The organism is Hoylesella buccalis ATCC 35310 (assembly GCF_025151385.1).
Taxonomy (GTDB): domain Bacteria; phylum Bacteroidota; class Bacteroidia; order Bacteroidales; family Bacteroidaceae; genus Prevotella; species Prevotella buccalis.
This window is the reverse complement of the sequence record NZ_CP102287.1, coordinates 2974795-3001789: the sequence shown is the minus strand read 5'-3', so window position 1 is coordinate 3001789 and position 26995 is coordinate 2974795. Positions and strand designations below refer to the sequence as shown.

Annotated in this window: 19 protein-coding genes; 7 read left to right on the top strand and 12 right to left on the bottom strand. The window is 45.6% G+C overall.

Translation table 11 applies throughout. The annotated features are described in order from the left end of the window. Positions 1 to 2: 2 nt before the first annotated feature. From ahpF to mnmA, 8 genes are all read right to left on the bottom strand, one after another. Positions 3 to 1562 carry an alkyl hydroperoxide reductase subunit F gene (ahpF, locus tag NQ518_RS12375; RefSeq protein ID WP_227205524.1) on the bottom strand — a complete coding sequence of 520 codons (1560 nt, stop codon included), beginning with the start codon at positions 1560 to 1562 and terminating at the stop codon, positions 3 to 5. A 156-nt stretch (positions 1563 to 1718) separates the two neighbouring features. Continuing rightward, positions 1719 to 2285, bottom strand: coding sequence for an alkyl hydroperoxide reductase subunit C (gene ahpC, locus NQ518_RS12370; RefSeq protein ID WP_004349256.1), 567 nt, complete (start codon positions 2283 to 2285; stop codon positions 1719 to 1721). Positions 2286 to 3238: 953 nt separating this feature from the next. Then, the gene (locus NQ518_RS12365) at positions 3239 to 4552 is read right to left on the bottom strand and encodes a BACON domain-containing protein (protein WP_227205522.1); all 1314 of its coding nucleotides are present in this window, start codon (positions 4550 to 4552) and stop codon (positions 3239 to 3241) included. Between the two features lie 10 nt (positions 4553 to 4562). Beyond that, a complete protein-coding gene (locus NQ518_RS12360; RefSeq protein ID WP_227205519.1) occupies positions 4563 to 6173 on the bottom strand; it encodes a DUF4302 domain-containing protein in 1611 nt (536 codons plus the stop codon). An 11-nt stretch (positions 6174 to 6184) separates the two neighbouring features. Further along, positions 6185 to 7108 (bottom strand): zinc-binding metallopeptidase, encoded by a 924-nt coding sequence (locus tag NQ518_RS12355; RefSeq protein ID WP_040562665.1) that lies wholly within the window; start codon positions 7106 to 7108, stop codon positions 6185 to 6187. A gap of 26 nt (positions 7109 to 7134) precedes the next feature. Further along, positions 7135 to 8712: a RagB/SusD family nutrient uptake outer membrane protein gene (locus NQ518_RS12350; protein WP_227205517.1), complete on the bottom strand. Its 1578-nt coding sequence runs from the start codon at positions 8710 to 8712 to the stop codon at positions 7135 to 7137. Between the two features lie 12 nt (positions 8713 to 8724). After that, the gene (locus tag NQ518_RS12345; protein ID WP_227961640.1) at positions 8725 to 12036 is read right to left on the bottom strand and encodes a SusC/RagA family TonB-linked outer membrane protein; all 3312 of its coding nucleotides are present in this window, start codon (positions 12034 to 12036) and stop codon (positions 8725 to 8727) included. A 594-nt stretch (positions 12037 to 12630) separates the two neighbouring features. Then, positions 12631 to 13713: a tRNA 2-thiouridine(34) synthase MnmA gene (gene mnmA, locus NQ518_RS12340; RefSeq protein WP_227961643.1), complete on the bottom strand. Its 1083-nt coding sequence runs from the start codon at positions 13711 to 13713 to the stop codon at positions 12631 to 12633. Positions 13714 to 13871: 158 nt separating this feature from the next. Here mnmA and NQ518_RS12335 point away from each other — a divergent pair, with 158 nt between their 5' ends. Further along, positions 13872 to 14312, top strand: coding sequence for a hypothetical protein (locus tag NQ518_RS12335; RefSeq protein WP_227961645.1), 441 nt, complete (start codon positions 13872 to 13874; stop codon positions 14310 to 14312). Positions 14313 to 14471: 159 nt separating this feature from the next. On the opposite strand, the gene NQ518_RS12330 is transcribed toward NQ518_RS12335, so the two are convergent. Beyond that, the gene (locus tag NQ518_RS12330; protein ID WP_227961647.1) at positions 14472 to 14696 is read right to left on the bottom strand and encodes a type II toxin-antitoxin system antitoxin; all 225 of its coding nucleotides are present in this window, start codon (positions 14694 to 14696) and stop codon (positions 14472 to 14474) included. Positions 14697 to 14702: 6 nt separating this feature from the next. Continuing rightward, on the bottom strand, positions 14703 to 15647 hold the full coding sequence (locus NQ518_RS12325; RefSeq protein ID WP_227961649.1) for an SPFH domain-containing protein: 945 nt from the start codon (positions 15645 to 15647) through the stop codon (positions 14703 to 14705). Positions 15648 to 15900: 253 nt separating this feature from the next. On the opposite strand from NQ518_RS12325, the gene NQ518_RS12320 reads away from it, so the two are divergent. Then, positions 15901 to 17124: an acyloxyacyl hydrolase gene (locus tag NQ518_RS12320; protein WP_227961651.1), complete on the top strand. Its 1224-nt coding sequence runs from the start codon at positions 15901 to 15903 to the stop codon at positions 17122 to 17124. Positions 17125 to 17260: 136 nt separating this feature from the next. Here NQ518_RS12320 and NQ518_RS12315 read toward each other — a convergent pair whose 3' ends face one another. Further along, entirely contained in the window at positions 17261 to 18112 is an 852-nt protein-coding gene (locus tag NQ518_RS12315; protein ID WP_227961652.1) for a glycine zipper domain-containing protein, read from the bottom strand. Positions 18113 to 18509: 397 nt separating this feature from the next. Continuing rightward, on the bottom strand, positions 18510 to 18713 hold the full coding sequence (locus tag NQ518_RS12310) for a hypothetical protein (RefSeq protein WP_227961653.1): 204 nt from the start codon (positions 18711 to 18713) through the stop codon (positions 18510 to 18512). A gap of 54 nt (positions 18714 to 18767) precedes the next feature. Here NQ518_RS12310 and NQ518_RS12305 point away from each other — a divergent pair, with 54 nt between their 5' ends. The 5 genes from NQ518_RS12305 to NQ518_RS12285 all read left to right on the top strand — a co-directional run bounded on the left by NQ518_RS12305 (position 18768) and on the right by NQ518_RS12285 (position 26879). After that, the gene (locus NQ518_RS12305; protein ID WP_227961654.1) at positions 18768 to 18908 is read left to right on the top strand and encodes a hypothetical protein; all 141 of its coding nucleotides are present in this window, start codon (positions 18768 to 18770) and stop codon (positions 18906 to 18908) included. 429 nt (positions 18909 to 19337) lie between these two features. Then, positions 19338 to 22565 carry a SusC/RagA family TonB-linked outer membrane protein gene (locus NQ518_RS12300; protein ID WP_227961655.1) on the top strand — a complete coding sequence of 1076 codons (3228 nt, stop codon included), beginning with the start codon at positions 19338 to 19340 and terminating at the stop codon, positions 22563 to 22565. A 17-nt stretch (positions 22566 to 22582) separates the two neighbouring features. After that, positions 22583 to 24193, top strand: a complete 1611-nt coding sequence (locus tag NQ518_RS12295) for a RagB/SusD family nutrient uptake outer membrane protein (RefSeq protein ID WP_227961656.1) — start codon at positions 22583 to 22585, stop codon at positions 24191 to 24193. Between the two features lie 31 nt (positions 24194 to 24224). Beyond that, positions 24225 to 25073: a hypothetical protein gene (locus NQ518_RS12290; RefSeq protein WP_004350221.1), complete on the top strand. Its 849-nt coding sequence runs from the start codon at positions 24225 to 24227 to the stop codon at positions 25071 to 25073. A gap of 126 nt (positions 25074 to 25199) precedes the next feature. Then, entirely contained in the window at positions 25200 to 26879 is a 1680-nt protein-coding gene (locus tag NQ518_RS12285; RefSeq protein WP_227961657.1) for a C10 family peptidase, read from the top strand. Positions 26880 to 26995: the final 116 nt, after the last annotated feature.

Genomic DNA, 26995 nt, shown 5'->3' with positions numbered 1-26995 from the left:
AACTATATTACGCCCCTAATCCTGTCGTCAAAGGCTGAAAGGGCCGCCTTGGCACCTTCGCCCATAGCAATCATGATTTGTTTATAAGGTACGTTGGTCACATCTCCAGCGGCATAAACACCAGATACGGACGTTCTACAATAGTTGTCCACCTCTATCTCGTGACGTTGATTTAACGGAAGTGCTTCACGGAAAGGGTCGGCATTGGCCGCCAATCCTATCTGTACAAAGATACCGTCTACTGCTATGTCACGCTCTTCATCGTTGTTGCGGTTCTTCACACGAATGGCGGTTACGTTCTGTCCGTCGCCCACGATAGCCGTAGTTTGTGCCATGGTGTATATTTCCACGTTATCCAAGCTCTTCGCTTTTTCTTGTAAAACGGTGTCAGCTCGTAGGGTTTCACCAAATTCAAGTACGGTTACCTTTTTGCAGATGCCTGCCAAATCGATAGCCGCTTCTACGCCAGAGTTGCCTCCTCCGACCACTGCCACATGTTTGTTTTTATAGAAAGGACCGTCGCAGTGGGGACAGAAGTGTACGCCATGCCCCATATACTTTGCCTCATCTTGTACGTTGAGCTTTCTCCAACTTGCACCTGTGGCAATGATGACCGCAGGTGATATAAATATTTCACCGCCTTTTACATGTACTTTTTTTAGTTTCTCGTTGAAAAACGCCTTGTCAACCCTTCTGTTGTCAAACACATCAATAGGGTATTCCTTGAGGTGGGTAAGGAGATTGTCAGCCATCTTCGCTCCTGTTGTCTTGGGAACAGAGATGAAGTTTTCGATACCAACCGTATCTTTCATCTGTCCACCGATGTTATTTGCAATGACAGCTACATGCAAACCCTTGCGTGCAGAATAAATAGCTGCCGACGCTCCAGCAGGACCACCTCCCACAACTACAACATCGTAATTGCGTTCCACTGGTTCTTGGCTCTCATCCTCTTCGCTACCAATCACATCTTCTAATTTGGTAAGCAGCTCTCCCAAGCTACCTCGCCCTATGTGCAGCAACTCTCCGTTGGCATATACCGTTGGCACAGCTTGAATATTCAGTTTGTCTACCTCGTCTTGAAACAAGGCACCATCTACCATTTCGTGCGTAATTTTTGAACTGGTCAGCGCCATGACGTTCAACGCCTGTACGATGTCGGGACAGTTGGTGCAGGTTAACGAAACGTATGTTTGCAGTTTGATATTTCCTTTAAGACGTTGAATACGCTTGCAAATCACCTCATCGGGCAGGTTCTTACCCTTGCCATCGGCATTCAAGACAGCCAAAAGAAGTGACGTAAACTCGTGACCGTTGGGTATGCCACGAAACATAACGCCTGTTTCTTCATTGTCTTTCAGCAGAGAGAACTGAATAGTCATGTCATCGGTCTCCGCAAATTGTGCCTTAAAAAGCTGGGATGTGGAGACAAAGTCGTTGATGAATTCTTTTAGTTCTGCGGCTTTTTCATGTTGCGGATTCGCCGTTACTTTGAAAGTATATTGATGGGTTAAGTCTTTGAAGACATCTTTAACCTGTTGTAAGATGGTTGAATCTAACATTGTGCTATAAATTGTTTATATATGGGTAATTTTTCATTATGTTTCTAACAGGAATGCAAAAGGAATAAAAAAAAAGCAGCTTGAGAAAGCAACGACGACACTTAGTTCGTAGGTGTTTTCTCTCAGCTACCTTTCAAGTTGGGTTCCTGTTTCTTTCTACAGTTTTCCTACCAAATCAATACTTGGCTTCAACGTTTCTTCGCCCTGCTTCCACTTCGCTGGACAAACTTCACCTGGGTGAGATTCTACAAACTGTGCAGCAGACACCTTACGTACCAACTCGTCAGCATTGCGGCCAATACTGTTGTCTTGAATCTCTGCAATCTTAATCTTGCCCTCTGGATCTACCAAGAAAGTACCGCGGTAAGCTACACCTTCATCCTCTTTGTACACGCCAAAGCCTTTTGCCAATACTGCCAATGGGTCGGCAAGCATGGTGTAGTTAATCTTCTTGATGCTGTCAGATGTGTCGTACCATGCTTTGTGTACAAAGTGGGTATCGCAGCTAACAGAGAACACCTCTACGCCCATCTTCTTTAATTCTTCGTACTTGCCTGCCAAGTCAACCAACTCGGTAGGACATACAAAAGTGAAGTCGGCTGGGTAGAAGAAGAAGATTGCCCATTTGCCTTTGATATCTTCGTTTGAAACTGTCTTAAACTCTCCTTTTTGGAATGCCTGAACCTTAAACTCAGGAATTTGTGCATTGATTATTGTTTCCATATTTATTCTATTTATTTAATGTTATACAATGAATGGACAACTTACCATTTGTAATTATTACAAAGTTAATCATTAAATGATAAAAACAAGAAACTTTTAACGACAAAAATGCAAATAATAACCATAATTATGGTTTCTTCTTCAATCTTAACAGATTTATAGCTACAGTCCTCCTTTCTAGTTGCTCCCCCGCATATAAGATCGGCAATCTGCCACAGCGTCGAGAGTCGCAACTTCCTTGCCCAAGCCATCAAAACAACCAACATCAGCAACGCTTACAGCACAAACATGTACACCACCTCATTCAGTAAGATGACAGAACAGGTTGAGGATGACTTCCTGGTCAACACATCAGAAAATATTATAAACAATGTGTAGCAACTAATGAACAACGAAATATTTTGACAAGCACCCTCAATACTCGCGTATTTGCGACCAACAGAAGGAGTGATTGAAAAAACGCAAATTTTGAGCGTTTTTCGTATCTCATTATCATATAATTTGTTACAGAATCTCAACAGTTATCACTTCTCAATAGTATTGCTTTTCTTCCTCAAAAGCATGCAGTTTGGCCCTCAAACTCAATGCTTTTAGGATGCTATTGCATGTAAATATGGAGGACAAATCATACAAACAGCACACTAAAAAGCATACAATGACCTCATTTTTTACTTGTTTTTTGCTTTTCAACGCTTCATAACAAGCTAACAGGCGTCCTATTTTTTCTATTTCACAACTTGTAAATTTTGAAATAAATTAACAGTCGTGTAAATCTTCGGAACATTTCTCCACGCTGCGCATAGTGACCCTTGGAGCAGAACGCTGGTGCAATAACAGAAACACAGATAGCCAATCTATGGACGGATTCAAGGGCGTTTACGGATGTAATCCAAGCAAAAAGCCTAGCTTGAACAAACTCAAGCCAGGCTTTCAATATACGTCTTACTCAACGACTACCTCAATACCTTACCAATTTCTGATGGAAGTTTACCAGAAAGTGGATGCTTATGAAGCTGCTTTCTCACTTTTTCGAGAACAGCCTGCTTAGATACTTCGTCTTGATTGGCAGACTTGCCAAATTCGAGAATGGTACCCTTGGCTGACTTTGGAGTAATCTCCAACATGAAAGGCTTATAAAAGAGAGATGCCACGCCCTGGTAACTTTTCTTCGTTACCTTATTGGAATTGAAGATAAAGAAGCCCAATGCATTGGCATCGTACTCGGCCGTCGGATCCTTCGTCAACTGCTTAATAAGGGCATCATTAAATTTGTTGTCACCCATAAAAGCGATTGTTGCGTTTTGTTTTTCACTATAGTCAAAGTATCCAGAGATACTCAACTTTGACTCTGCGCTTGCAAACGCAAAACTTATCTCGTTCTTCTCGAAGGAGGCCAGGTACGCATAATCAACTACACCTGAGAAAACATGGTAGTAATTGTAATACATACCCATGCGTTCACCTGCGTTAATATCGAAACTCAACGAACCTTCATCGAGCTTCATCGGTAAAATCCAGTTGGTATCAGGGAAATAAATCAGCAACTGCCCTTTCACTTCAGCCACCATCACCTTCACAACAGAGAATACTTCATCGATACTCTTCGTGTTCTCTGTAACCTTAGACAAATCGTAACCACCAAGATAGTAAGTCTTGTTAACGATGTCTTTCTTCTCTCCCTGACACACATAGATAGAGTCTGTATAAGGTCCTGTGGTGTACTTGATGAGGCCAGACCGGATATGTCCCGTCTTGTTCTCAGACAGTTTGATACTGATGGCCTCATCATTGATGCTTGCCTCAGCCCAATCAAGCCCCTTGATGGAGAGGTTAGACCCTTCGTTCTTCACTGGGATGCTAATGGTTCTGGCTGCATCGTTATAGATAAATTGAGATGTTTTACCACCGTATTTGAACATCATTCCACGTTGTTGAACGGTAACCTGCGTGGAATCACCACCACATTTGATAGTTAATAGTGCCGAACGCCCTTCCAACTTAGGATTTTTCTTAACGCTCACATCAACCTTGTTGCCGTTGACAACTGCCGAAGCCCATTGGGCATCAACAGACACCGTTGCTGTTGAAGGTGCTTCAAACACTAGCGTACCAGTACCGGCAGCTGCAGAAAACACAAGGTTAGAGCTGGTTACCTTGACAGTAGACGCGCGGGAATACTCGCTGCCAACTTGATCTTGATCGTCGCTACATGCACTAAAAGCCAATGTAAAGGCCGCAAGTAGCAGGAAACTATATATTTTCTTCATGTTGCTTGATTTATTTTTCAATCATTTTGATAGATGCTGGTATGGAAGAACGCTTTACCTGAGGCATTCTTTCTTCCAGACCATAGAAACTCTTGGCAGGCTGATCCTTGTTTTTCAACTTAACAATGATAGGCGACTCGAACCAGAATAGGAAGCCAGCCATATCTGACAAAGACTTTGGTGTCTCAATCTCAGAAGCAAAGAGTAGCAGTCCTTCAATGGGATAATCGTTAACCTTTCCTCCGAAGATGGCATAGGTACCATTCTTCTCGTCATGCTGGAACGGTGCTGACATATAGGCCCTAGGGTCCCATGTCCCCTGACTTCCTCCACCAAACAAGAGAACACCTATCATATAATAGGTAGAGTTGAACTTGCCCAGGTTTCCTCCTTGTATTCTCAACGAACCAGTAGCCTGGTCAAAGGCCACAGGAATGCTGTAAGTCTTTTTGTCCTCTGGGTCCATGAAAGCAAACTTCATTCCCTTGCCGGATGCAGAGAGCGATGCCTTTGTCACTTTTTCGTTTCCTTTATTGTCCTTATAAATGAATGCATAGTTGCCTGTCACATCGCCAACCTCACATTGTGTCACTACGAACGATGAATGGTAATTCCCATTCACAACAAAGACTTCGGCTGAGCGAACGTCACCTGTGGTATTTGGAGTCATACTAACAGTCAGGTCGTTTCCGTTGGTCGTCACGTTTACCCAGTCGGCACCCGTTACAAATTTGAACTCTCCCAGGTTGTCAATGTTGCGATAGGTTCTGCTGAAGGCCTCATCATCCGAACCAATGCTCTTAATCTCATCAACGACTGTCTGCGGATTCTGCCAGCCCTTGGCCAAATCTACCTTGTCAGCAGCCAATGAGAGTTTTTCCTTAGAGTAAGTCAACTCAGAAACAGATACGCCATTAACCATTAGTGGTTCGTACAGCCGCAACCCATTTTCGGTATAGTTGTAGGCCGTTTCAAGGGTGTCAGTATCCGTTATGATGGTAAGCTGGCGGGCAACAACATCATATTCAAAATGAGCCTTCTTGCCGCCGATAGTGCCATCAGAGCCAATAAGGTTAAAATTATCACCCACGTCTACCACTTTCTTCTGGTAGGCTGCGGCACTCTCTTTCAGGCGACGCATGTACATCACATTCTGCGATCGCTTGCCATGGAACTTGATGGCATCCTGCCCAATGCTGTCGATGACAAACTCAAAGTCACCGCCATAGGCTTCATTCAATTCAGACGAAGGCGTTGCGAAGAAGTGCATCATCGGACTGTAGGTATCAAAAGACAACTCCGGCCCATTGTTTGTCTTCATGGCATAGAGGCAAGTTTCCTTCGCATCTGGATTAATCTCGGATCTCACTTCCGCCTCATCCTTAGTAAACTTCAATGTATAAGTGAAGCCGCCATACTTGCGATGTGTCTCAGGATAATATTCAAGTACCCAGCCATTCTCCGAACTCATCAATACACGCTGTGCCTCATTCAGGTAGTTTTCCATACGAGCGGCTGAAGACTCGTCAAACACATCCTCCTGATCTTTCAAGCACGACTGGAACAGCAGTGCCGAAAGCATCAAGGTCAAGCCTGTCAATATCTTATTTGTTTTCATCATGATGGTCTCCTTTACTTATCTATTTTCAAATCGGTCAAGTTCACATATCCATTGATGACATCACCCTCACGACGCAAAATCTCATCGCGAAGCACATCGATATCAATGTTAAATTCGTCACGCATGTAAACCCTTACCATCTCTAATTTCTTGGCAATGTGTCCAGCACCTGGTGCTTCCACTTTGGTCTCAGGATCTTTTGCTCCTGCCTCTGCCATCCACTTCGCCCACTGCTCAGGTGTATTCGTGATGTACATAGACAACATCTCGGCAAAGTCTTCACGAGCCTCCATCTGCGAATAGGCAGAGATGAAGCCGCGCTGTAGATAGCCTGTCTGTCCTTCGGGTGAGCTCCACGCGTCGCCGATATACAGACTTCCGTTCACTTTCTGGTACTCAGCTGTGTAGTTCTTCGTCTGATTCAAAATGTGCGTGAACTCATGATGGATGGTACGCAGATAATACGTGTTCAAACTTTCAACCGTTGTAGAAAGTTTATTCAAATGATTTGTACCAGCCAAGAATATTTTCTTTCCGCCTTCTGCTGTACCCAAAATCATCGTACCGTTGTTACGATACTGGAACTCACCTGTTGCATAGAACAACTTGGGGAAGTATGTTCTGGTGAAATCCACTCCTGCCACTTGGTCATATGCCTCAATACTGGCATACTTCACGATGTGTGCCAGTTTCACAGCTTGCTCATAGTCGGCAGGCACATTGTAATAGTTCATGTCCGTTTCATTATGATCGTACCGGTACACGAACTGGATGTTGTAGGGATCTGTTAAATTTGCCTTGATCCACTTGTCGAAGTCGGTTTGCTTTACATTTGAGTCAACGATAACACTTTCTGCCTCGAGCTTGTCCTCTGAACATGATCCAAACCCTAAGCATACCAGGCAAAGCGATGCGCATACTATATATTTTTTCATATACATATTCGTTTTTATTGATTAAATTAACGTGGATTAGCCTCAACACCGGCCTGACGAATATCCAATGGTATCTGGACGGCACGGCGATTATCATCCTTCTTCAACACATCCGTCAACGTTGCTGGCTTTCCGTCAGCGCCCATGGTTCGGCGAACGATTTCAATACCATAACGCTTCACGTCAAACCAGCGCAATCCCTGATGAAGAGTTTCCATACGACGGAAACCCAATACACACTGCAACATCGTTTCCTGCACGGATCCTTCTGCGTCAATGGCGAATGCCGGATGCAGATGTTTCTTCACAGTTGACACCATCTTCGAAGCATCATCGTATGAATAGGGAACAGATTTATAGAAATTCTGTATCTTTTCTGGTGTCAACGTCACATCAGTTTTCACAATATTATGCATCCACATGTCAAGGTCGGCCGCAGCCTTATCGTATTGTTTTAGCATGATGTAAGCCTCTGCACGGTTCAGCAGCACTTCATCCGTAGTGAAAACCACGTTCACCGTATGGGGAAAACCGGTCCTCGCAACAGGGTCATCAATTTCGAACAGGTAAGGCAACTTCCATATTTGCACTACATCAAAGTTGTTACCTCTGCGTGAAAACGGTTTATAATAGAATCCACCTCTGCCCCAAACATTAGTTGCCTCGAAGTCTTCGTTGTTGGAAATATATGAGCCATGTGCGTAACGCTTAAAATATGTATACGGACCAAAGAATACACCCAGCTGAGAAACATGCGTACTTATCATCAGGTTGGCAGCGACATCTGCTGCAACATAATGCTGTGAGATGGCATCGAAGTCAGAGGTCATTTCGCTCATGGCTTTCCAGTCACGAAGAGTTGCTGCCGCATTGCTGCCCAAACACATGTCAGCATACTTCACAGCCTCGTTCCATTTCTCATAATAAAGATAGAAACGGGTAGCGAAGGCGTATGCCGCCCGCTTGTTGAAGTGGTACTTAGGCACGGTGTAGTTGTCCGTCACGATGGGAAGTGCCTCTTTCAAGTCTTGCTCGATACGCGCATAGACCTCAGCAACGGTACCACGATTGTGTTTCTCAGTGATGTTTTCCACCTTGTCAGAGTAATGTATACCCAAAGCCTTACTGCCCTCACTGTAGTTCATGCAGAATTCATTAACGAGCAAGAAGTGTGCGTATGCCCGGCAAAGTAATGCCTCAGCTTTGGAGGTCTGCAGTGCCTCTGTCATGGCACCACCCATCTCTTCAATGGATGCCAGTGCTTGGTTTGCGCTTGCGATGGCATCATAACAAGATAGCCAAAATCTCATGGGCGACTCATTATCACTCTCTGTCACGTCTTGCCAGAAGTAAACCTGGTCACCAAAGCGGTCACCGTTTGGATTTTTGTCGCCATAATAATCAGCATTATCCGACATCGTTTCGTTAATCAACAGATTAGAGGAATGAGGATAAGCAGACACCAATAGATTGGCCACCTTCTTCTCGGTATCAATGGTCGTACGGTTATCTGGCAAAGTGTCCAGATACTCGCCGCACGAAGACAATGTCAGGGCCGAGAATGTCAAGGCCAATGCTGTATATGTTATTTTTATTGTTTTCATCTTTGCTGTATTTTAGAGTCCTAATCTAAGTGTGAGTGTGAACTGCTTTGGTACCGGAACGGCCACACCACCTGTATTAAAGAATTCAGGATCCTGCCCGTTCAGCTTGCTGTCTGCATAGAGCAAGAAGAGATTGGTGGCCTGAAGTTTCAGTGAGAGCGTGTTTACGTTCAGGAACTGGCGTACGCTGTTTGGGAAATCATAGCCCAAAGACAATTCCTTCATGCGAATGAAATCTCCCTTGGCGATACGCGCATCCGAATAGTTGTATGCGTTGTAGGCATAAGACAAGTTTCTGTCGAATCTATTCTGCTGCGCACTTGCTATCACGGGGATGCTGGTTTTTCGCTCATCGCCAGACACTTCCCAGCGGTTACGGAACTCCTTAGGCATAGACGAGAGGTCGTCATATTCGTTGGAGAACACCGGATCCAGACGCACAACGTTGCCAAACGAATAGGTCAAGAACACGTTCAACGTCCAGTTTTTGTACCTGAAGATGTTGCCCAGCGAGCCCACGTCTGTAGGTTCAGCCGATCCTTCATATTTCAAGAACTTCACCTTTTCCGGATCACGTTCCTGGAAATAGATGCCCGTTGTAGTGACATTGCCATTTTGATCGAGGAAGGTTGGCAATCCTTCGCGGTTCAACCCGCGGAATGGAACTGAGAATACCGAGCGCACAGGATAGCCTTCCTTGGCAAAACCTGTTCCCTGCACCATGTCAATAACGCGAGACAGCGCATTGAGTTCGGTAATCTCGTTGTGCGAGTGTGAGTAAATCAAGTTGGTACTCCAAGTAAAGTCCTCCGTCTTGATATTGGTAGTAGAGAGCGAAAACTCCATACCATTCGACTTCATGGATGCCACATTGGCATACTGCGGGCCATACAACTCGGTGTTGGCAATACCAATCAAGTCGTAGTTGTTACGCCAGTAGAAGTCGGCACTCAGGTTGATGCGGTTCTTCAGGAAGCCCAAATCGAACCCAAAGTTCAGCTCATGCTTTTTCTCATAGGTCAACTCTGGATTACCCAACACCTGATCCAATCCCGGTTCCTGCACGTTGGTGAAGGGTCGCCATGGGTTGGAACTGCGGAAGATAGGCAGAGCGTTGGTGATGGCAGGACGGTCACCAGTCAACGAATAGCTCACACGGAACGTGCTGTGTGTTAGCACATCCTTAAACAAGCCTTCGTACCAACTTTCCTCATGTGCGTTCCAAGCACTCGAAAGGTTCCATGTAGGCATCCAGCGTGCACTGGTAGCCTTGCCTAGATAGTTGGTTCCCTCATAGCGAATGGTACCCGTCAATTGATAACGTCCTTTATAAGAATAGGTACCCGTACCAAAGAAGGCCGCACTGCGGATGTGGGTATTGTCCATCGTAAAATAATCAGAGCCGTTTTCCTGACCTTTTTTGAAAACCTGGTATGCATACAGTGGCACCTCGCCTTGGCTGTACTGCAAACCCCAACCGCGGAACCACGTAGACTTACGGTCAACCAAGTTGGTTTCCATACCACCGTAGACGTTCAAGATATGCGTATCGTTGAACACGTCATTGTAGCTGGCTGAGAGTCGTGTGTCCCATCCAAAGAACCTGTTGTCGCGACGCTCGTAGATACCACCGTAAGGCAACACGGATATAGGAAGCGCATAGATATTGTCTGGATCTTTGTACAAGAAGGGGTTTCTGTCACGAATTGCGGCCGTAGGCATGGCACGGTATGCCATAGCCTGGTTCGATTCGTCCAGAATGTTATGCTCCTGAGAGGTGGAAGAACTCTTAGCCGACCCCAACAGGGTTATCTTCAATTTCTGAATAGGCCTGTAGTCGATGCTGGCCTGTACACGGAAATCGGACACATGCAAATCCATATAGTTGTTATCCAACTCATGGAAGATGTTGAACGGTGCGAAGTTGCGAGTGTAATATTCGTTTGGATCTAACGTACGCGAGGTGTTCAACGCATAAGAATATGGGTTGATGTCGAAGTCGCGCTTCACCTCACCAGTCACCAAGTCAACGTCCGAGTTCAACGTACCCGGTGCCTGTTGCTTACGGTACGAGGCATTTCCAATCAAATTAATGTCAAAATGCTTGTTGAGGTTGTAAGTGGTATTGATGTTAGCCGTGTATCGTTGCACCCTACTCTGCTTGGTCCACCCTGGGTCAAACATGGCCGAGAGAGAAGCATAGTATTGCGATTTCTCCGTACCGCCCGAGATACTCACCGAGTGGTTGTGCATGATGGCTGTTGAGAACAGGTCCTTAAACCAGTTGGTGTTTCTAAATTCGGCCGCGCGCAGATAGGCGTTCTTTGCCTTCTCCGTATTGGCCAGGGCAAACTGACCTGTCTCCTTGTTGTATTCCGACAGCATTTGGTACATCTTACCATACACACCACTGTTCATGGCATTGGCCGTCTCAGCATAGTTCAAGAAGCCCTTCTTCTCCAACTCGCGGTAAATAGACATCTGGTCTTGCGAGTTCATGATGTTGAAGGTGCTGTAAGTTGGCCTAAGTCGCATGGTGTATTCACCGGTATAACTGATGTGCGACTGCCCAGCCTTACCCTTCTTGGTGGTGATGACGATGACACCAGCCATCGCACGTGCACCATAAATAGATGTAGCCGAACCATCTTTCAATATCTGGAAGCTCTCAATATCGTCTGAGTTCAGTCCGGCAATGGCCGATGAAATCAACGTATTGGCATCTCCCGATGACAAATCTTCTGCCGAAACATCCACCACGTCCTCCATAATCACGCCGTCTACCACCCACAAAGGCTTTGAGCTACCGTGAATAGAGGTGGCACCACGCACGCGAATCTTGGGCGCCGTACCAAACGTACCTGATACGTTTTGCACGCTGACTCCGGCCGCACGGCCCTCCAGCGAGCGGCTGATGTCAGCCATACCGCTAATCTTCGCCTCCTTGGCGTCAATTTTCGTAGCGGCTCCGGAAAACAATCTTTTGTCTGTACTGGTCATACCCGTAACAACGACTTCATCCAAGACCAACTTCTGATCGGGTCTCAGCGTCACTTTCATTCCATTCTTCGCCTTCAGCGTTTGGGTCTCCATACCCACATAGCTGATCACAATGGTTGTGCCTTCAGCTGTGTTCAAGGTGAAGTGACCATCAATGTCAGTGACCGTTCCGCCAACGGTAGTCCCTTTAATCAGCACCGACGCGCCAATGATGGGTTCACCGTCTTCACCGGAGATTACGGTTCCAGTAATTTTGGTTTGGGCAAAGACCATCCCTATGCATAGGAACAGGCCGACCATAACCATCCCAAGTCTTTTCTCCATAATTTCTCTCTTGCGTTAAAAATAATTATTTACTAAAATGAATCGCAAAGTTAGTACAATTTAACAAGAAACGCAAGAATAATATAGGAAAAGTAGGAAAATTAACATAAAAGAAAGAAGAAACAAGCAAAAACCTCACTTTTCTTGTTTACAGCTTACAAATCGACACAACTACCAGTATATTTTTTCAACTAACATGTTATAATTTTCTTTATTTTGTTGATTAAAATTCATAAAAATTTGCATCGGCGTAGCTCTTTATCTACACAATCATCTACCAAAATAATAAGGTTGTTTGCTTTCGTTTGGCTCATCAGAACGATGACGTCGTTATGCTGAAGAAAGCGTATCGACCAGTTAATGGAAATATTCCTACATCATGTGTCGCCCCTCACTCAAAACGAACAACAGAAGATGTCTAACTATATGAAAATCAACAACATTAACTTAGCCCTCCAAAGTCAATGCAATTGGCCTTCAAAGTCAATGCAATTAGCCTCCAAAGTCATTGCTATTGGCCTCCAAAGTCAATGTTATTGGAACGGAAGAGCAAAAAGCCATGTGTAACGAGGGAAAACCACAAGCCGTTTTACCCTACACGGTAATCTCAGCAGAACCGATGCAACGATGGTGCTGTTCATCGTATACCACGCAGAATTGTCCGGGTGCTACGCCGTGGATGGGCTGTGCGGCATGAACGGTATAGCAGCCTTCAGCCGTCTTCTCTATGGTTGCCGGATGATATTCGGGCGTATGTCTGATTTTAAATGTAATGTGCTCCATATCCAAAGGCTCGGTGAGGAAATGGAAATCGTGTACCTTAAAGTCCGACTTGTAGGCCGTCTTGGGGTCGTATCCCCTACTAACAAAAAGCACGTTGGTCTGAACATCCTTCTTCACCACAAACCAAGGACCGCCTCCAAAGCCCAGTCCATGACGCTGACCGATAGTGTGAAACCACAATCCGCGGTGCTCGCCAATCTTCTTACCCGTTTCTAATTCTATCACGTCGCCATGCTTTTCGCCCAGATAGCGGCGCAGGTATTCGTTGTAATCAATCTGTCCCAGGAAACAAATGCCCTGACTGTCTCTGCGTTTGGCGTTGACAAGATGCTCGCGTTCGGCAATCTCGCGCACCTCATTCTTTTGATAATGACCAATGGGAAACAAGGCCTTTTTGAGCTGCCAGTCGTATATCTGAGCCAAAAAGTCGGTCTGATCTTTCACGGGATCAGGACTGGTAACGAGCCACTTCTTACCATCAATCACCTCGGTTTGCGCATAGTGACCCGTCGCAATCAAGTCATATTGATAGCCAACCTTTGCATCGAAAGCGCCAAACTTGATGAGTCGGTTGCACATCACGTCGGGATTGGGCGTGTAACCCGCCTTAACTTTCTCCATGGTGTACTTTGTTACCTCACTCCAATACTCCTTATGACAATCAACAACCTGCAACCTGCAACCGTACTTCGCAGCCACTGCGGTGGCCATCTCCAAGTCTTCTTCCGACGAGCAGTCCCACTCTTCGGTTTCCTCGGGGCCTATCTTGATATAAAAACAATCGGGATGCAGTCCCATTTGCGCCAATTCGTATACCACAACCGAGCTGTCTACACCGCCCGAAAGCAGCACAGCGATTCGCTTGTCCTTGATATCAGCCACGTTGATTCCCATTTTTTGCCTCTCCTATGCTTAGTTTCATCGGCAAAGATACGCATTTTTGCCGGTATGGTTGGGTGGCTTTTCGTTTTTTACAAATATTACCACACGCAGCTGCAATATAAATGCAAAAAAAGAGTTATCTTTGTATCATTCTATAAACAAACTGAAATATGAAAAAGTTAGTATTTATGTTCGCTGCTGCAGCTATGTTCGCTGCGTGTCAGCAAAATGGTAAGAAAGCAGCCAATGCAGAAGGTACAGATTCTTTGGCAGCCGACACAATGATTGTAGCCGACACATTAGTTTATGAAGGTGAAGGTCCTGCCGCTGATGGCACATACCAGTACAGCCTTTCAATCTACGGAGACAGCATCAAAGAGTTTGCTTACGAGCAGGTTGCTGTTACCCCGAAGGGTACACAAACCATGGCTCGCACCACTGGTATAGCCAGACTGATTGAGAACAACGGCAAGAATTATGTACGCGTACAGTCAGAAAAAATGGATTCAGTGACCTTCCTTCAGTTGGACGATCAGACACTGCGTCTGGTATCCGACAAGTTTGAAGAAGCAGGAGAAGGTACCAATACCGACCTGAAGCTGAAGAAGTAAAGCATACGACACAAGCGCATTTAAACCAACATGCCGAAGAGGGTTTTCCTTCTTCGGCATGTTTATTTTCTCGAATCAGTCATTGCGTGTGAGCCTGTCCATGTTACAGATTAAAAATGAAGGTAAGAACATTCATCCATCTGCAAAGACATAAGATGCTTAGGTGGTAGGCTCTTCAGCGTTTTCATCCAGCTTATCTTCCTCCACCACCTGTAGTTTTCGTTTTTTTAATCGCCCATTCTTGCGTAAAGCCTCACTGATAATCCATTGCAGTTGGCCGTTGATAGACCGAAACTCGTCGGCAGCCCATTTCTCAACCGCATCCATTGTGTCTGAATCAATGCGCAGAATGAAACTTTTATTCTTGTTCTCTTTCTTTGCCATTCGCCCTTACATGTTCAACGTACCCGTGTTGACAACAGGTTGAGCCGTATCATCACCACAGAGAACCACCATCAAATTGCTGACCATCGCCGCCTTCTTGTCGTCATCAAGTTCGATAACGCCATCACTGGAAAGCCTGTCAATAGCCATTTTCACCATCGAAACCGCTCCTTCTACAATCTTCTCGCGGGCCATAATGACGGCAGATGCCTGCTGACGGCGCAACATCACGGCTGCAATCTCGGGCGCATAAGCCAGATAATTGATGCGAGCCTCAACGATTTCGATACCGGCCATCTCCAACCTTTCGGCCAACTTCATTTCCAATTCCTTGTTAATAGACTCATCACCATCACGCAAGGTCAGTTCCTCTTGATTGGACTCGTTGTTGTCATAGGCATACTGACCAGCGACTTGTCGTAGGGCAGCCTCACTCTGTATCATCACAAAGTTCTCGAAAGCCCGCATGATACTGCTCACATCCTTACCCACTGAGATGCCAAGACCTTGTGCCATGGTCTGCGAATCGATTTCGAACATCGCCTTATATGTATCCTTCAGCTTCCAAACCAGCACCAACCCAATCATCACTGGGTTGCCAATTTTATCGTTAACCTTGATGGGTTCGGCGTTTAAGTTCCTGGCACGAAGAGACAATTTCTTTGTACTGATAAAAGGATTGACCCAATAAAAGCCCACTTCCGAGAAGGTTCCACGATACTTTCCGAAGAACATCATCACCCGAGCTTCATTGGGTTCTATCTGCACAAAGCCCATCAACAAGATCAAGTCTGCGACGCAAAGACTCACACCTGCCCCGATGAGCCCATCCGAAGAGTCGACACCAGCCGATATAAGGAACACGCCCAAGGCGAAAATGGCTAAAAACACGAACAACATGACGAATCCGTTGACCTTCATTCCCTTAAAAGTAAACTCTTTGTTTTCCATAATTTTGATGATTATTGATATTATTTTGATATCACAAATATACGTATCAAAAAGCATATCCTCCAACTATTTTTCGTCATTTATGCTCTTAGTTAGCTTTATTTAACACGCCACACAAAGCCATCAGCAAAGCTACTACCGCCCTACCCTCCATTCATGTCGGAATTGGCTACGGCAGATTGATTTTTAATTCCATTCTATTGCCACAACCAATCATTTTCGTTACTTTTGTTCCTGTAATCATTATCGCATCATGAAACTCATTTTTCAGACAGGTACAAGGCTTTCATTGAGCATTCTATGGATTGCCCTTTTTGCCAACAATGTTCATGCAGAGAATGCTGACACCTTGCAAGTGCAGCAGAATACCATTCACCGACTGGAATGGGACGTTGTTCCATCGACCATTTTGCACACCAATCCGTACCTCAAAGGGGCTAACGATGAGCGACGAACCATGAACCACGCCTTCACCACTCGCCTGAAATATGCCTTTCAGACGCCACAGACCAGTGTGCAAGCACAGACGTACAAGGATGCTTACCAAGGCATTGGTTTGGCTTACCACAACCTGAATCCACAATTGGGGAACCCGCTGTCGGCTTTTATCTTTCAGGGTGCGCCCATCAAGAGATTCACCTCCAGCCTGTCGCTCAATTATGAATGGAACCTGGGGCTTACCTTCAACTGGCACCCATATAATGAGGAAACCAACCCACAGAATAAAGTTATCGGATCGAAAGTGACCGCCTATATCGACGCCGACTTCTATCTGAGGTGGCGACTCTCCAACCATCTGGACTTAAACGCAGGCATTTCGCTTTCCCACTATTCCAATGGTAACACCTCAATACCCAATGCTGGGCTCAACATCATTGGCGGACGTGTCAGTCTGGCCTATTACCTAAACCGTAAAAATGACAATCTAATTCCCAAGAGAGTCATTCCGCCGTTCAACAAACACATCAGTTACGACCTCCTGGTTTATGGTGCTTGGCGCAAACAAGGCATCTATTTGGATGGCAATCCCGTGGCTTTGCCAGACAGATACGGCGTGATAGGTTTCAACTTCACCCCGCTCTACAACCTGAATCACTGGTTTAATGCCGGCATTTCACTGGATGGCGTGTACGACAGCAGCTCGAACCTGTACATAGAAGATTACCTTGTGGAAATTGGCGGTTCGCACAACGACCTGGATCATGTTGTGAGTCCCTCCGCCATCCGACAAATGTCTCTCGGGCTTTCTGCCAGAGCTGAGTTTGTGATGCCTTATTTCACCATCGATGCGGGCATTGGAAAGAACATCATCAACGCACATGCTGAACTGAAAGGATGGTATCAAACACTGGCCTTGAAAGTTGATGTAGCACATTCTGTTTTCCTCAACATCGGTTATAGCTTATACGACTTCAAAACACCCAATCACCTCATGTTGGGCGTTGGCTATCACTTTCATCACAAACGAGGCCGTTAGTGCGGTTTCTTACCCTCATTAAAAATGCCGAACAACAATTGTTGCCCAGCATTTACTTGGCCCGCATCGGGCTAATTTAAGTATGTTGTCTAACTGGAAGAGAGCAGCAATGGTGCGATAGATGACTGGCTATCTATTATTTCTTCGTCGGAATATTAAACTCGCAAACCTTCGAGATGGCTTTGTTTCCCTGTACGACAGACACGCAAATCTTAGCCGTTCCCTTTTTCAACTTATTGTTGGCGCGAACCACTGCCGTGTACCGAATGCCTGTACCCGGTTCAATTTTCTCCACATGCAGACTGGGTGAAATAGACAGATGCTTATTGCCCGACATCTCTACCACCGTTGGTTGGATGTCGTACAACGTCTGAGTGCCACGATTGTACACTTCAAAAATCACCTTACAGATTTCACCACGTGAAATAACATTATCTTGATTGTCGTCTACAAAGCGAGCGTTACGAATCTCGATGGCCGGGGTATAACTGAGTCCCTTGGCCAATTTTTCCACACTTGACGACTCGGGTAGATGGGTGGTGGGCTTCTGTGCGCTGTAATCACCCGTGTAATCACTGCCCTCAAAATCGTACAAACGGTCGTCACCACTATTCGTCTCATCGAAGCCGCTGTTCGCTTTGCCCTGCTGCTCGTAATTAGAGCTGCGGTCGTCGCACTGTTCATTTTGTCGCTGTCGGCGCTGCTTACGCTGATAAGCGCGTTCCTCCTTGTCGCGTTGATATTGTTCCAGATCGGCTTGACGCTTCTTGTCGGCCTGCGCACCAATGGCGCCACCCACGATGGCACCACCCGCCATACCGACAATCGTGCCGACATCACTGCCGCGGGCACCATTACTAATGCCACCAATAGCACTTCCCAATACGGATCCAAGGGTGCTGCCCGTATAAGCACCGCTACCCGTATAAGTGCCGCAGCTACTCAACAGCACCGTGGCACAAACAGCTGTAACCAAACCTCTTCTCATGTTTCTTGTATTTATAAATCCGAATTTTCGTCTGTCAAGCATACCCAACAGACCTCAGCTTAACGCCATGGCATGACCCGAACAATATCGTCACGCCCGTTTTCCAGCACTACAAAGATAGCAAACAAAACTTTCATGCAGCGGGGATTTTCCCGATAAAACCGTAGGGAAAACCCTATTCTAAAGGACCCCATTACCTAACGAAATCCAATAGGCGACACCTTCGTTTACAAAGTCATAGAATTTAGCGTCCAAAGTCATTGAATTTGAGGTTCAAAGTCATTGAGTTTAACGCCCAAAGTCAATGCTATTGAAAACGAATAATTAACGCATTTATTATCGATGTATTACAAAGACGAACAACAGCGAAAACCAACCTTGCCAAAAAGGCAAACCGTTAGATGGCCTCAAAGCCTTTGATGCTGTTGGTCTTCAGAATATCCCTCAGGCTCAACTCGCCATCCGAGGCGTGTGCGGCGCTGTTAAACGCGTCCTCCTCATCGGCTGTTGGGCAGTAGTTGAACCATTTGTCGTGCAGTACGCCACACCCCCAACCAAAGAGGGCAATAGCTATAAACACCAATAATGCTATGATTTCCATACCTTATATATTTAATTGTACCTTGCAAAAATAGGAAATAAAGATGAATCGGCCATGGATTCTGTTGAAAACATTCGACGTGGCCGCCATTTCACCCGCACATACATCGAGCTGACCATCCACACGAGAGGAATCACCCAGAGCGAGCGACGACGCGACGAGACATTTTCTTCCCCACAACATCATGTCACATAAAAGGGCATGTTTTGCCATCGTTGCCTCACATTGAAGCACAGGATGAACATCATCCAACAACTTTTTTTTGAAAAAAACGTTTTTACGCATTGCATTGAAAATAGGAAGAAGAATGTCAAATCGTCACCAATGCGCAGCAAATAAAAATAAAGGTGACTAAATATGACACTTGTCATTGATGAATTGCGCGACTGCCGAAAACAACATGGCACATGTTGCGTGATTTTTTTCCTTGTTTTTTTTTGTTTCCTTTGGCGAGAATTGATATATTTGTAGCGGTTAACAACCTACTACAATCTACAACCCAACCGCCACCAGCCCTTGAAAAGTGCGAATGCAAACCACTATTGGCAACTGACAAGGGTAAGTATGCGGGTACGTGCGCAGCACGAGTGAACAAGACTATATTACTAACCTAATTCTATAAATATGAAAAGACGATTATTCTTGATGATGTCGTTCCTTCTCTTCATGATAGGAACTGCATTTGCACAAACTGATGTGTCAGGAACCATTATTTCAAAAGAGGATGGACAACCCGTCGTGGGAGCTACCATCCAAGTTGTTGGTTCTGGCACAGGAGCTATCTCGGACATTGACGGTAAGTTTAAGCTAACCTTGCCACAAGGAAAACGAACACTGCGCATTACCTATGTAGGCATGGAGCCGCTGGACGTTACGGCCAAAAACAACATGCGAATAGTGATGGAGCCAGTGCAGAAAAGCATTGACGAAGTGATTGTTGTAGCCTATGGTACTGCCAAGAAATCAGCCTTTACCGGTTCGGCAGGCGTACTGAAAGAAGATGAAATTTCTAAGGTACAAGTAACCAACCCTGTAGACGCATTGCGCGGAAAAGTATCTGGTGTACAGATGACCAGACAGTCAGGACAGCCTGGTGGATCTTCTCCTGCTATCCGCATCAGGGGTATCAGCTCCATCAACTCGGGCAACGCACCATTAATTATTCTCGACGGTGTGCCATTTGACGGCGACATGAACTCTCTCAACCCCGCCGATATCGAAAGTGAAACGGTGCTGAAAGACGCTGCCTCAGCTGCATTGTACGGTGCACGTGGTGCCAACGGTGTGATTATTATCACCACCAAGAACGGACGCAAAGACCATGCTTCCATCACATTTGATGCCAAATGGGGTTCAAACAGCCGAATGCTGCCCGACTATGAGTATATCAACCACCCTGCCGCATATTACGAAATGTGGTACAAAGGCTTGTACAACTACGCCATTGACAAACGCGAATCCTCTCCTTTGGAAGCCTATAGATTTGCCAATGAGAACTTAACCTCGAACACCAGCTTTGGCTTAGGATATAATGTTTATAACGTCCCCGCCAATGAATATTTGATTGGTAAGAACGGAAAGTTGAACCCTAACGCTACGTTGGGCAACGTAATCACGGCTCCTAACGGTACCAAATACATGCTTTATCCAGACAACTGGATTGACGCAATCTACAAGAACAGTATGCGTCAGGAATACAATTTAACTGCAAACGGCAGTACGGATAAATCAACCTTCTTTGGTTCGGCAAACTATCTGAAATATGATGGTATCTCTCCCAACTCTGATTACACCCGTTTCTCTGGACGTATGAAAGCAGATTATCAAATTAAACCTTGGCTGAAGCTCGGTGGAAACTTCAGTTACTCGCACTACGAGAGCAACTCGTTGAGAGACGGAGGTAACGGTGGTGCGCCTGATAACGTATTCGCCATGGCTACCATCGCTCCTATCTACCCGCTCTATCTTCGTGATGAGAATGGCAATATCATGACCTTCGCTAATGGAGGAATCCCCGCATACGACTACGGTGATGGCCAAACATTAGGCATACCAAGAGCTTTCTTGCCCAACGCAAACGGTCTTTCAGACAACTTGCTGAATCAAAACGGCGAAGAGGGCAACTCGTTCAGCGCGATTGGTACTGCTGAAATACGCTTCCTCAAAGATTTCAAGTTCACCACAACCAACAGTGTTTTCGTGGATGAATACAGAGGAATCACTACACACAACCCTTGGTTGGGTCACTATTCCGCCCAAAAGGGTGCCGTACAACGTTCACACAAAAGAACATGGAGTTACAACTACCAACAATTGCTCAACTGGCATCACGAGTATGGCGCACATGAGGTTGAGGCCATGTTGGGACATGAATATTACCGTTCACGTGGTTACAACATATTTGGCGAACGCCAAAAAACCTTCTCAAACGAAAGTAGCGAGATGAACCAAGCCATCTTGGTTATTGACACGGGTTCTTCTATGGGCGACTACAACACTGAAGGATGGTTCGGTCGTGTTCAGTACAACTATGACCAACGTTATTTTGGTTCGATGTCCTATCGTCGCGACGCCTCCTCTCGCTTCCATCCCGACCATCGTTGGGGTAACTTCTGGTCTTTGGGTGGTGCCTGGTTGGTAAGCAAAGAGTCTTGGATGAAGACTAATTGGATTAACGAATTAAAATTGAAAGCATCGTACGGAGAGCAAGGAAACGACCGAATCGGTAACTTCCGATATACTTATATGTACAACATTGTGAATTCTAACGGTGAAGTTGCCATTACACCAGCAACGGTAGGAAACGAGGATATCACTTGGGAGAAAGGTGGAAACTTCAACACCGGTATTGATTTCACGCTCTTCGGCAGCAGATTAAGTGGTTCTTTGGAATACTTCTACCGTACCACAACAGATATGTTGGCATGGTACACACTTCCTGGAACGACAGGTTACACTGGCTATTACAAAAACATTGGTAACATGGCCAACAGCGGAGTTGAGATAGAACTCAACGGAGACCTCATCCGAACCAAAGATTTCACATGGTCGGCACACCTGAACTTTACAACTTACAAAAACCGTATCACCAAGCTGGCTAAAGAAAGCAAGAATGCTGTAGTAGACGGTGTTGAAGGTTATATGTCTGGTGGTTACTTCTATGGCGAGGATCAACCCCTCAACGTATTCCGTATGTATCGCTATGCTGGTGTTGACCATAAAACGGGTGAAGCCTTGTATTACAAGAACGTTTACGAGACCGATGCCAATGGCAAGCGTGTGTTGGACAGCAAGGGGCAACCCGTTGTGAAAGAATTAACCACCGTAAAGACAACAGGCGAGGCTGACTATTATCTCTGTGGCACCTCACTGCCAGATGGTTATGGTGGGTTTGGAACATCCTTTAACTTCAAAGGCTTTGATTTCTCTATTGACTTTGCTTATCAAATTGGCGGTCAGTACTACGATGGCACCTATGCCAGCGCCATGTCGCTCAGCCGTGGATACGCTTTCCACGTAGACATGTTAAATGCTTGGTCGCCAGAAAACACCGAATCGAACATTCCACGCATCCAGAGCAATGACGAGTTCTCGACAGCTTACAGCGATCGCTTTTTGATGAACGCATCAAGTCTGTCACTGCAAAACATCACCCTGGGATACACACTTCCAGCAAAGTTAACCACTTCATGGGGTTTGGAAAAGATACGCATTTATGGTGTTGCTGACAATGTGTGGCTGTGGTCAAAGCGCCAAGGCATGGACCCAAGACAAAGCATTGACGGTACTGGTAACAATGTGAACTATTCACCCATTCGTACCATTACAGGTGGTATATCGATCACATTCTAATTTAAACAAATAAGAAGATGAAACTAACAAATATAATCACAAAAGCATTTGTGGGCACGTTTATCTGTTCTTCGCTGCTCACAAGCTGTATAGATGAGACCTTCCCTACGTCTCAAGCTACAAAAGACCAAGTTGGCAAATCACCCACGGCAACCGAGGCGATGGTTAACGCCATCCCTGCTTATGCCAAAGCTGTATGGTGGTCATGGGACATTTCATACAGTTGGGGGTTGGGAGCCATGATGCACATCCGTGACGTCATGACCGAAGATTTGGCCACCGTGGACAATGAGTTCGATTGGTTTTGGCCGTGGGCAAACTGTACTGGCATCGGTCAAGACCGCCTCGCAACGCAATTCCTGTTGCAATATCCCTACAAGTATATATTGAACACGAACAATATCATCGGAACCATCGACCCCAAAAACGCTACTGATGAGCAAAAAGGATATTTAGGCGTGGCGCAAGCCAACCGGGCCATGATGTATTTGGATATCGCTCGTATGTTCGAGTTCTTGCCAAACAAGGTGACAAGCAACATCAATGCAGACGGGAACGACGTTACTGGGCTAACCGTTCCTATCATCAAACCTAACATGAGCAATGATTCCGCACGTGTGAATCCTCGTGCTACAAAGGAAAAGATGACTGCATTTATTCTTGAAGACCTGAAAAATGCAGAGCAAAACATCATTCATTTGAAGAGCACCCGCGGACAAACACTTCCTGATCTGGCTGTTGTCTATGGTTTGGAGGCACGCCTCTATCTTTGGATGGGCGACTATGCCAATGCTGAAAAGGCGGCTCGAAACGCTATCAACAAAGCAAGCGTGCAACCTATGACAGAAAAAGATTGTCTAGACCCAGCAAAGGGTTTCAACCAAGCTGACAAATGGATGTGGGCTGTTCAATACACCAAGGATGATGAAGCGGTTAAAGACGGATGGCTGAATTGGACGTCATGGAAGAGCAACGAAATTACATACGGATATCTCCAAAATCCATGTAAGCAAATGATTGGTAAGAGCGTTTATGATAGAATCGGTGATACCGACTTCAGAAAACTGATGTGGAAAGCTCCAGACGACTCACCTTTGGCCGCTAAAAACGTCTATGTTGACAATAAGTTTAAATCTATTCTTCCCACATACGCTTCCTTAAAATGGAGACCGGGAGAAGGCCGATTTGATGACATGATTACTGGAGAGTCTACCGCTTACCCACTCATGCGTGTTGAGGAAATGTATTTTATCGAAGCCGAGGCAGCCGCACATCAGGATATGGCAAGAGGAAAGAAGCTCGTAGAAGACTTCATGCGCAACTATCGTGATAAGCAATATTCGGCCACAGCATCCACGAAAGACGCTTTGGTAGAGGAAATTGTTTTCCAAAAACGTGTGGAACTTTGGGGCGAGGGACAAACATTCTTCGATGTAAAGCGTTTGAACTACTCTGTTAAACGTGGCTATCCTGGCACAAACTTCTATGAGAGATGCAGATTCAATACCGACGGTCGTCCAGCGTGGATGAACATCGTGTTTGTAGACCAAGAGCAAATTAACAATAAAGCGCTTGTAGGATGGAACAACCCTGACCCATCCAACAAATACACGCCATGGGTGAAGTAATTAATATTGTAACATCATATCATTAGAAATTATGAAAAAGACATATCAAACCATGAAGGCTATTCTACTGTTTGTGAGCGTAGCACTTCTCGCTTCTTGCGTAGAGGAGTACGAGTATGAGCCTGCCACAGCTGATAGTAGCGTTGCCACACAAAAAGCATATATCCTCACTGCAAAAACAGTCTTAGACTTGGAAAACAGCGAGCCACAAAAACTTGAGTTGACGGTGGGACGTCCTGACGGTTCTGCAGCTGCGACCATTCATTTAATAACCAACAACAGCAAGTTCAAAGTGCCACAAAGTGTGGAGTTTAAAGCTGGGGAAAAAACAAAGAAGATCAACGTCAACTTTGACATGCAACCCGCAAGCACTGAGAAAGTAAACATCAAGGTGGATGATGCGCAAGCTTACGATTATGGTAACACCGAGCTTGATATCACCGTGAACCGATACATCCTGCACCATGCCAATTGGGACAGCTGGTATTATGGATGGATGTTTAAGAATATTGATGTCATGGAATTTCCTAAGGGAACTTACACCATCAAAGGTCTACATGCAAAGGCTGAATGGATTGACAGCGACATGGGAACCATTACTTTCTGGAAAGATAGTGAAAACATACTTCACATGAAACCCCAGTACATCCATACGCAGAAATGGAACAACGATGGCATGAAAGATTTTTGGATTGTTGGTTTATATAGTGATAGCGAGAAACTTTGGAAGAAGGCAGACATTGACGCTTTGACCAAAGACGAATGTGGCAAATATTATCCAGATGATGACACCTTTGAGTTGTGGCTACACTGGTACTCGCCTGATTGGGGATGGTGGACCAACAATGGGAATCCAGAATGGATTGCGCTTTTGGACTAAAAAATGAACGAACAATAAAAAGATAACACACACTGTGTTGTCATCAATTGCAACCCAATGGGCGGTGGGAGAACTCTTGCCAATGCCCATTGGGTTTTTCTATCAACTGTAACAAATATGTATATAATGAGATTCAGATTATTTACTACTTTTTTCCTTAGCTTGCTGCTTAGTCTTTCGTCATCGGCAAAGCCTCGCACCATGGCACAACTCAAGGCCATTGCTGCTCGAGAACTTTCAGTATCTACGACTATCGAAGATACGAGAGCCACAAACACCGGCAGTATGGCTACGCTTCAGCAACTGTCAGACTTAACCGTGATTGGCAACCGCCATGTGGGTTTTGTGGTATTGGCCAACGATGACGCCATTGAAGCCGTTGTCGGTGTATCAAACAAGCCATATACCACCGACACAAACATCAATCCCTCCTTTCAATGGTACTTACGGGCAGCCAACGCAGCCATTGCCTCGCGTATAGCCAGTGGACATGGCTACAGTGGCGCCATCGCACCATCAGCACCCCTACCCGACCATGTAGAACCACTCATAAAAACCAGATGGCAACAAGAAGCCCCCTTCAACAACGATGTGCAAAAGGATGATAAAGGCAAACCTTATCTTGTGGGATGCGTAGCCATCACCATGACGCAGATTATGCGCTATTACAAGTATCCCACGGTGGGCAAAGGGTCGAACAGCTATTCGATGAATGGTGAGACACTCTCCGCCGACTTTTCCGCATCCCCTTATCAGTGGGACAAGATGTTGCCTATCTATGAAAAAGGAAAATACACTGACGAAGAGGCCAAAGCTGTGTCAGAGCTGATGCGACAGGTGGGCATCTCCGTCAATATGGATTATAAACCAGGCTTCAGTTCCTCATACACCATGTCAGCACAAAACGCATTGATCAACAATTTCGGCTACAATCCCAACATGAACCGCTACACCCGCAACTACTATTCTGAACAAGAATGGATGGACATGGTGTATAAGGAGTTGTCTGAGCAACGCCCCATTTACTATTCGGGCAACGATAGTAACTGGAAAAATGGCCATGCCTTTGTTATTGACGGCTACAACAAAGACGGCAAAGTGCATGTCAACTGGGGCTGGGGAGGTTATCAAGACGGCGACTTCGACATCGGCATCCTGACACCTGCTCGCAGTAACTATAGCTACTACCAAGACATGATTGTTGGCATTCAACCAGAGCAGCAAGGAGCGTGGAAGAGTCACCTCACCCTGTATTATGGCAGCCAGCTCACCATCGAGAAATTCAGAAAGCAAGCTATCAGAATGGGTGAAGCGAAGGTTTGGAACGTGAGCAGCACTCCTGTCAATGGTACACTGGCTTTAGTTATCGAAGGCAATGGACAACAACGCAACCTTAAGACAACAAACTATCAAGCCGATGACAGCCAGTGGTACTCAATTTCGTGGCAAAACATTAGACTTCCTAAAGACCTACCCGATGGCGATTATCAAGTCTATCTACGTTTCAAGGATGATCGCGATGCCAACTGGCAAGTGGTAAGATCAGAGTATGGCAAACCCAACAGTGTGGTGATTAACATCGCCAATGGCACCTTCACTATCAAGGACAACCGCACCAATTACGACTGGGTAACAGCCATTGAAGCACCAACGGTAAGTGATACCGAAGCACCTGTCAGCGTGTACGACTTGCAGGGTCACAAGCTATTGCAACTCCCAGCAGCAGCCTTCTCTGTAAACCAACTGCCCATGCATGGCCTCTACATTGTCAAGCAAGGTAAAAAGACCATGAAGATAGTGAGGTAGGAATCGTTTTTCCTCTTGACTTCTTCGTTGCGCCACCCGGTTAGATTCAATCGCATACTGCCTCTGGCGGTGTACGATGCGAATGTTGATCGAGATGACGACGGGCTGAAAGCCCA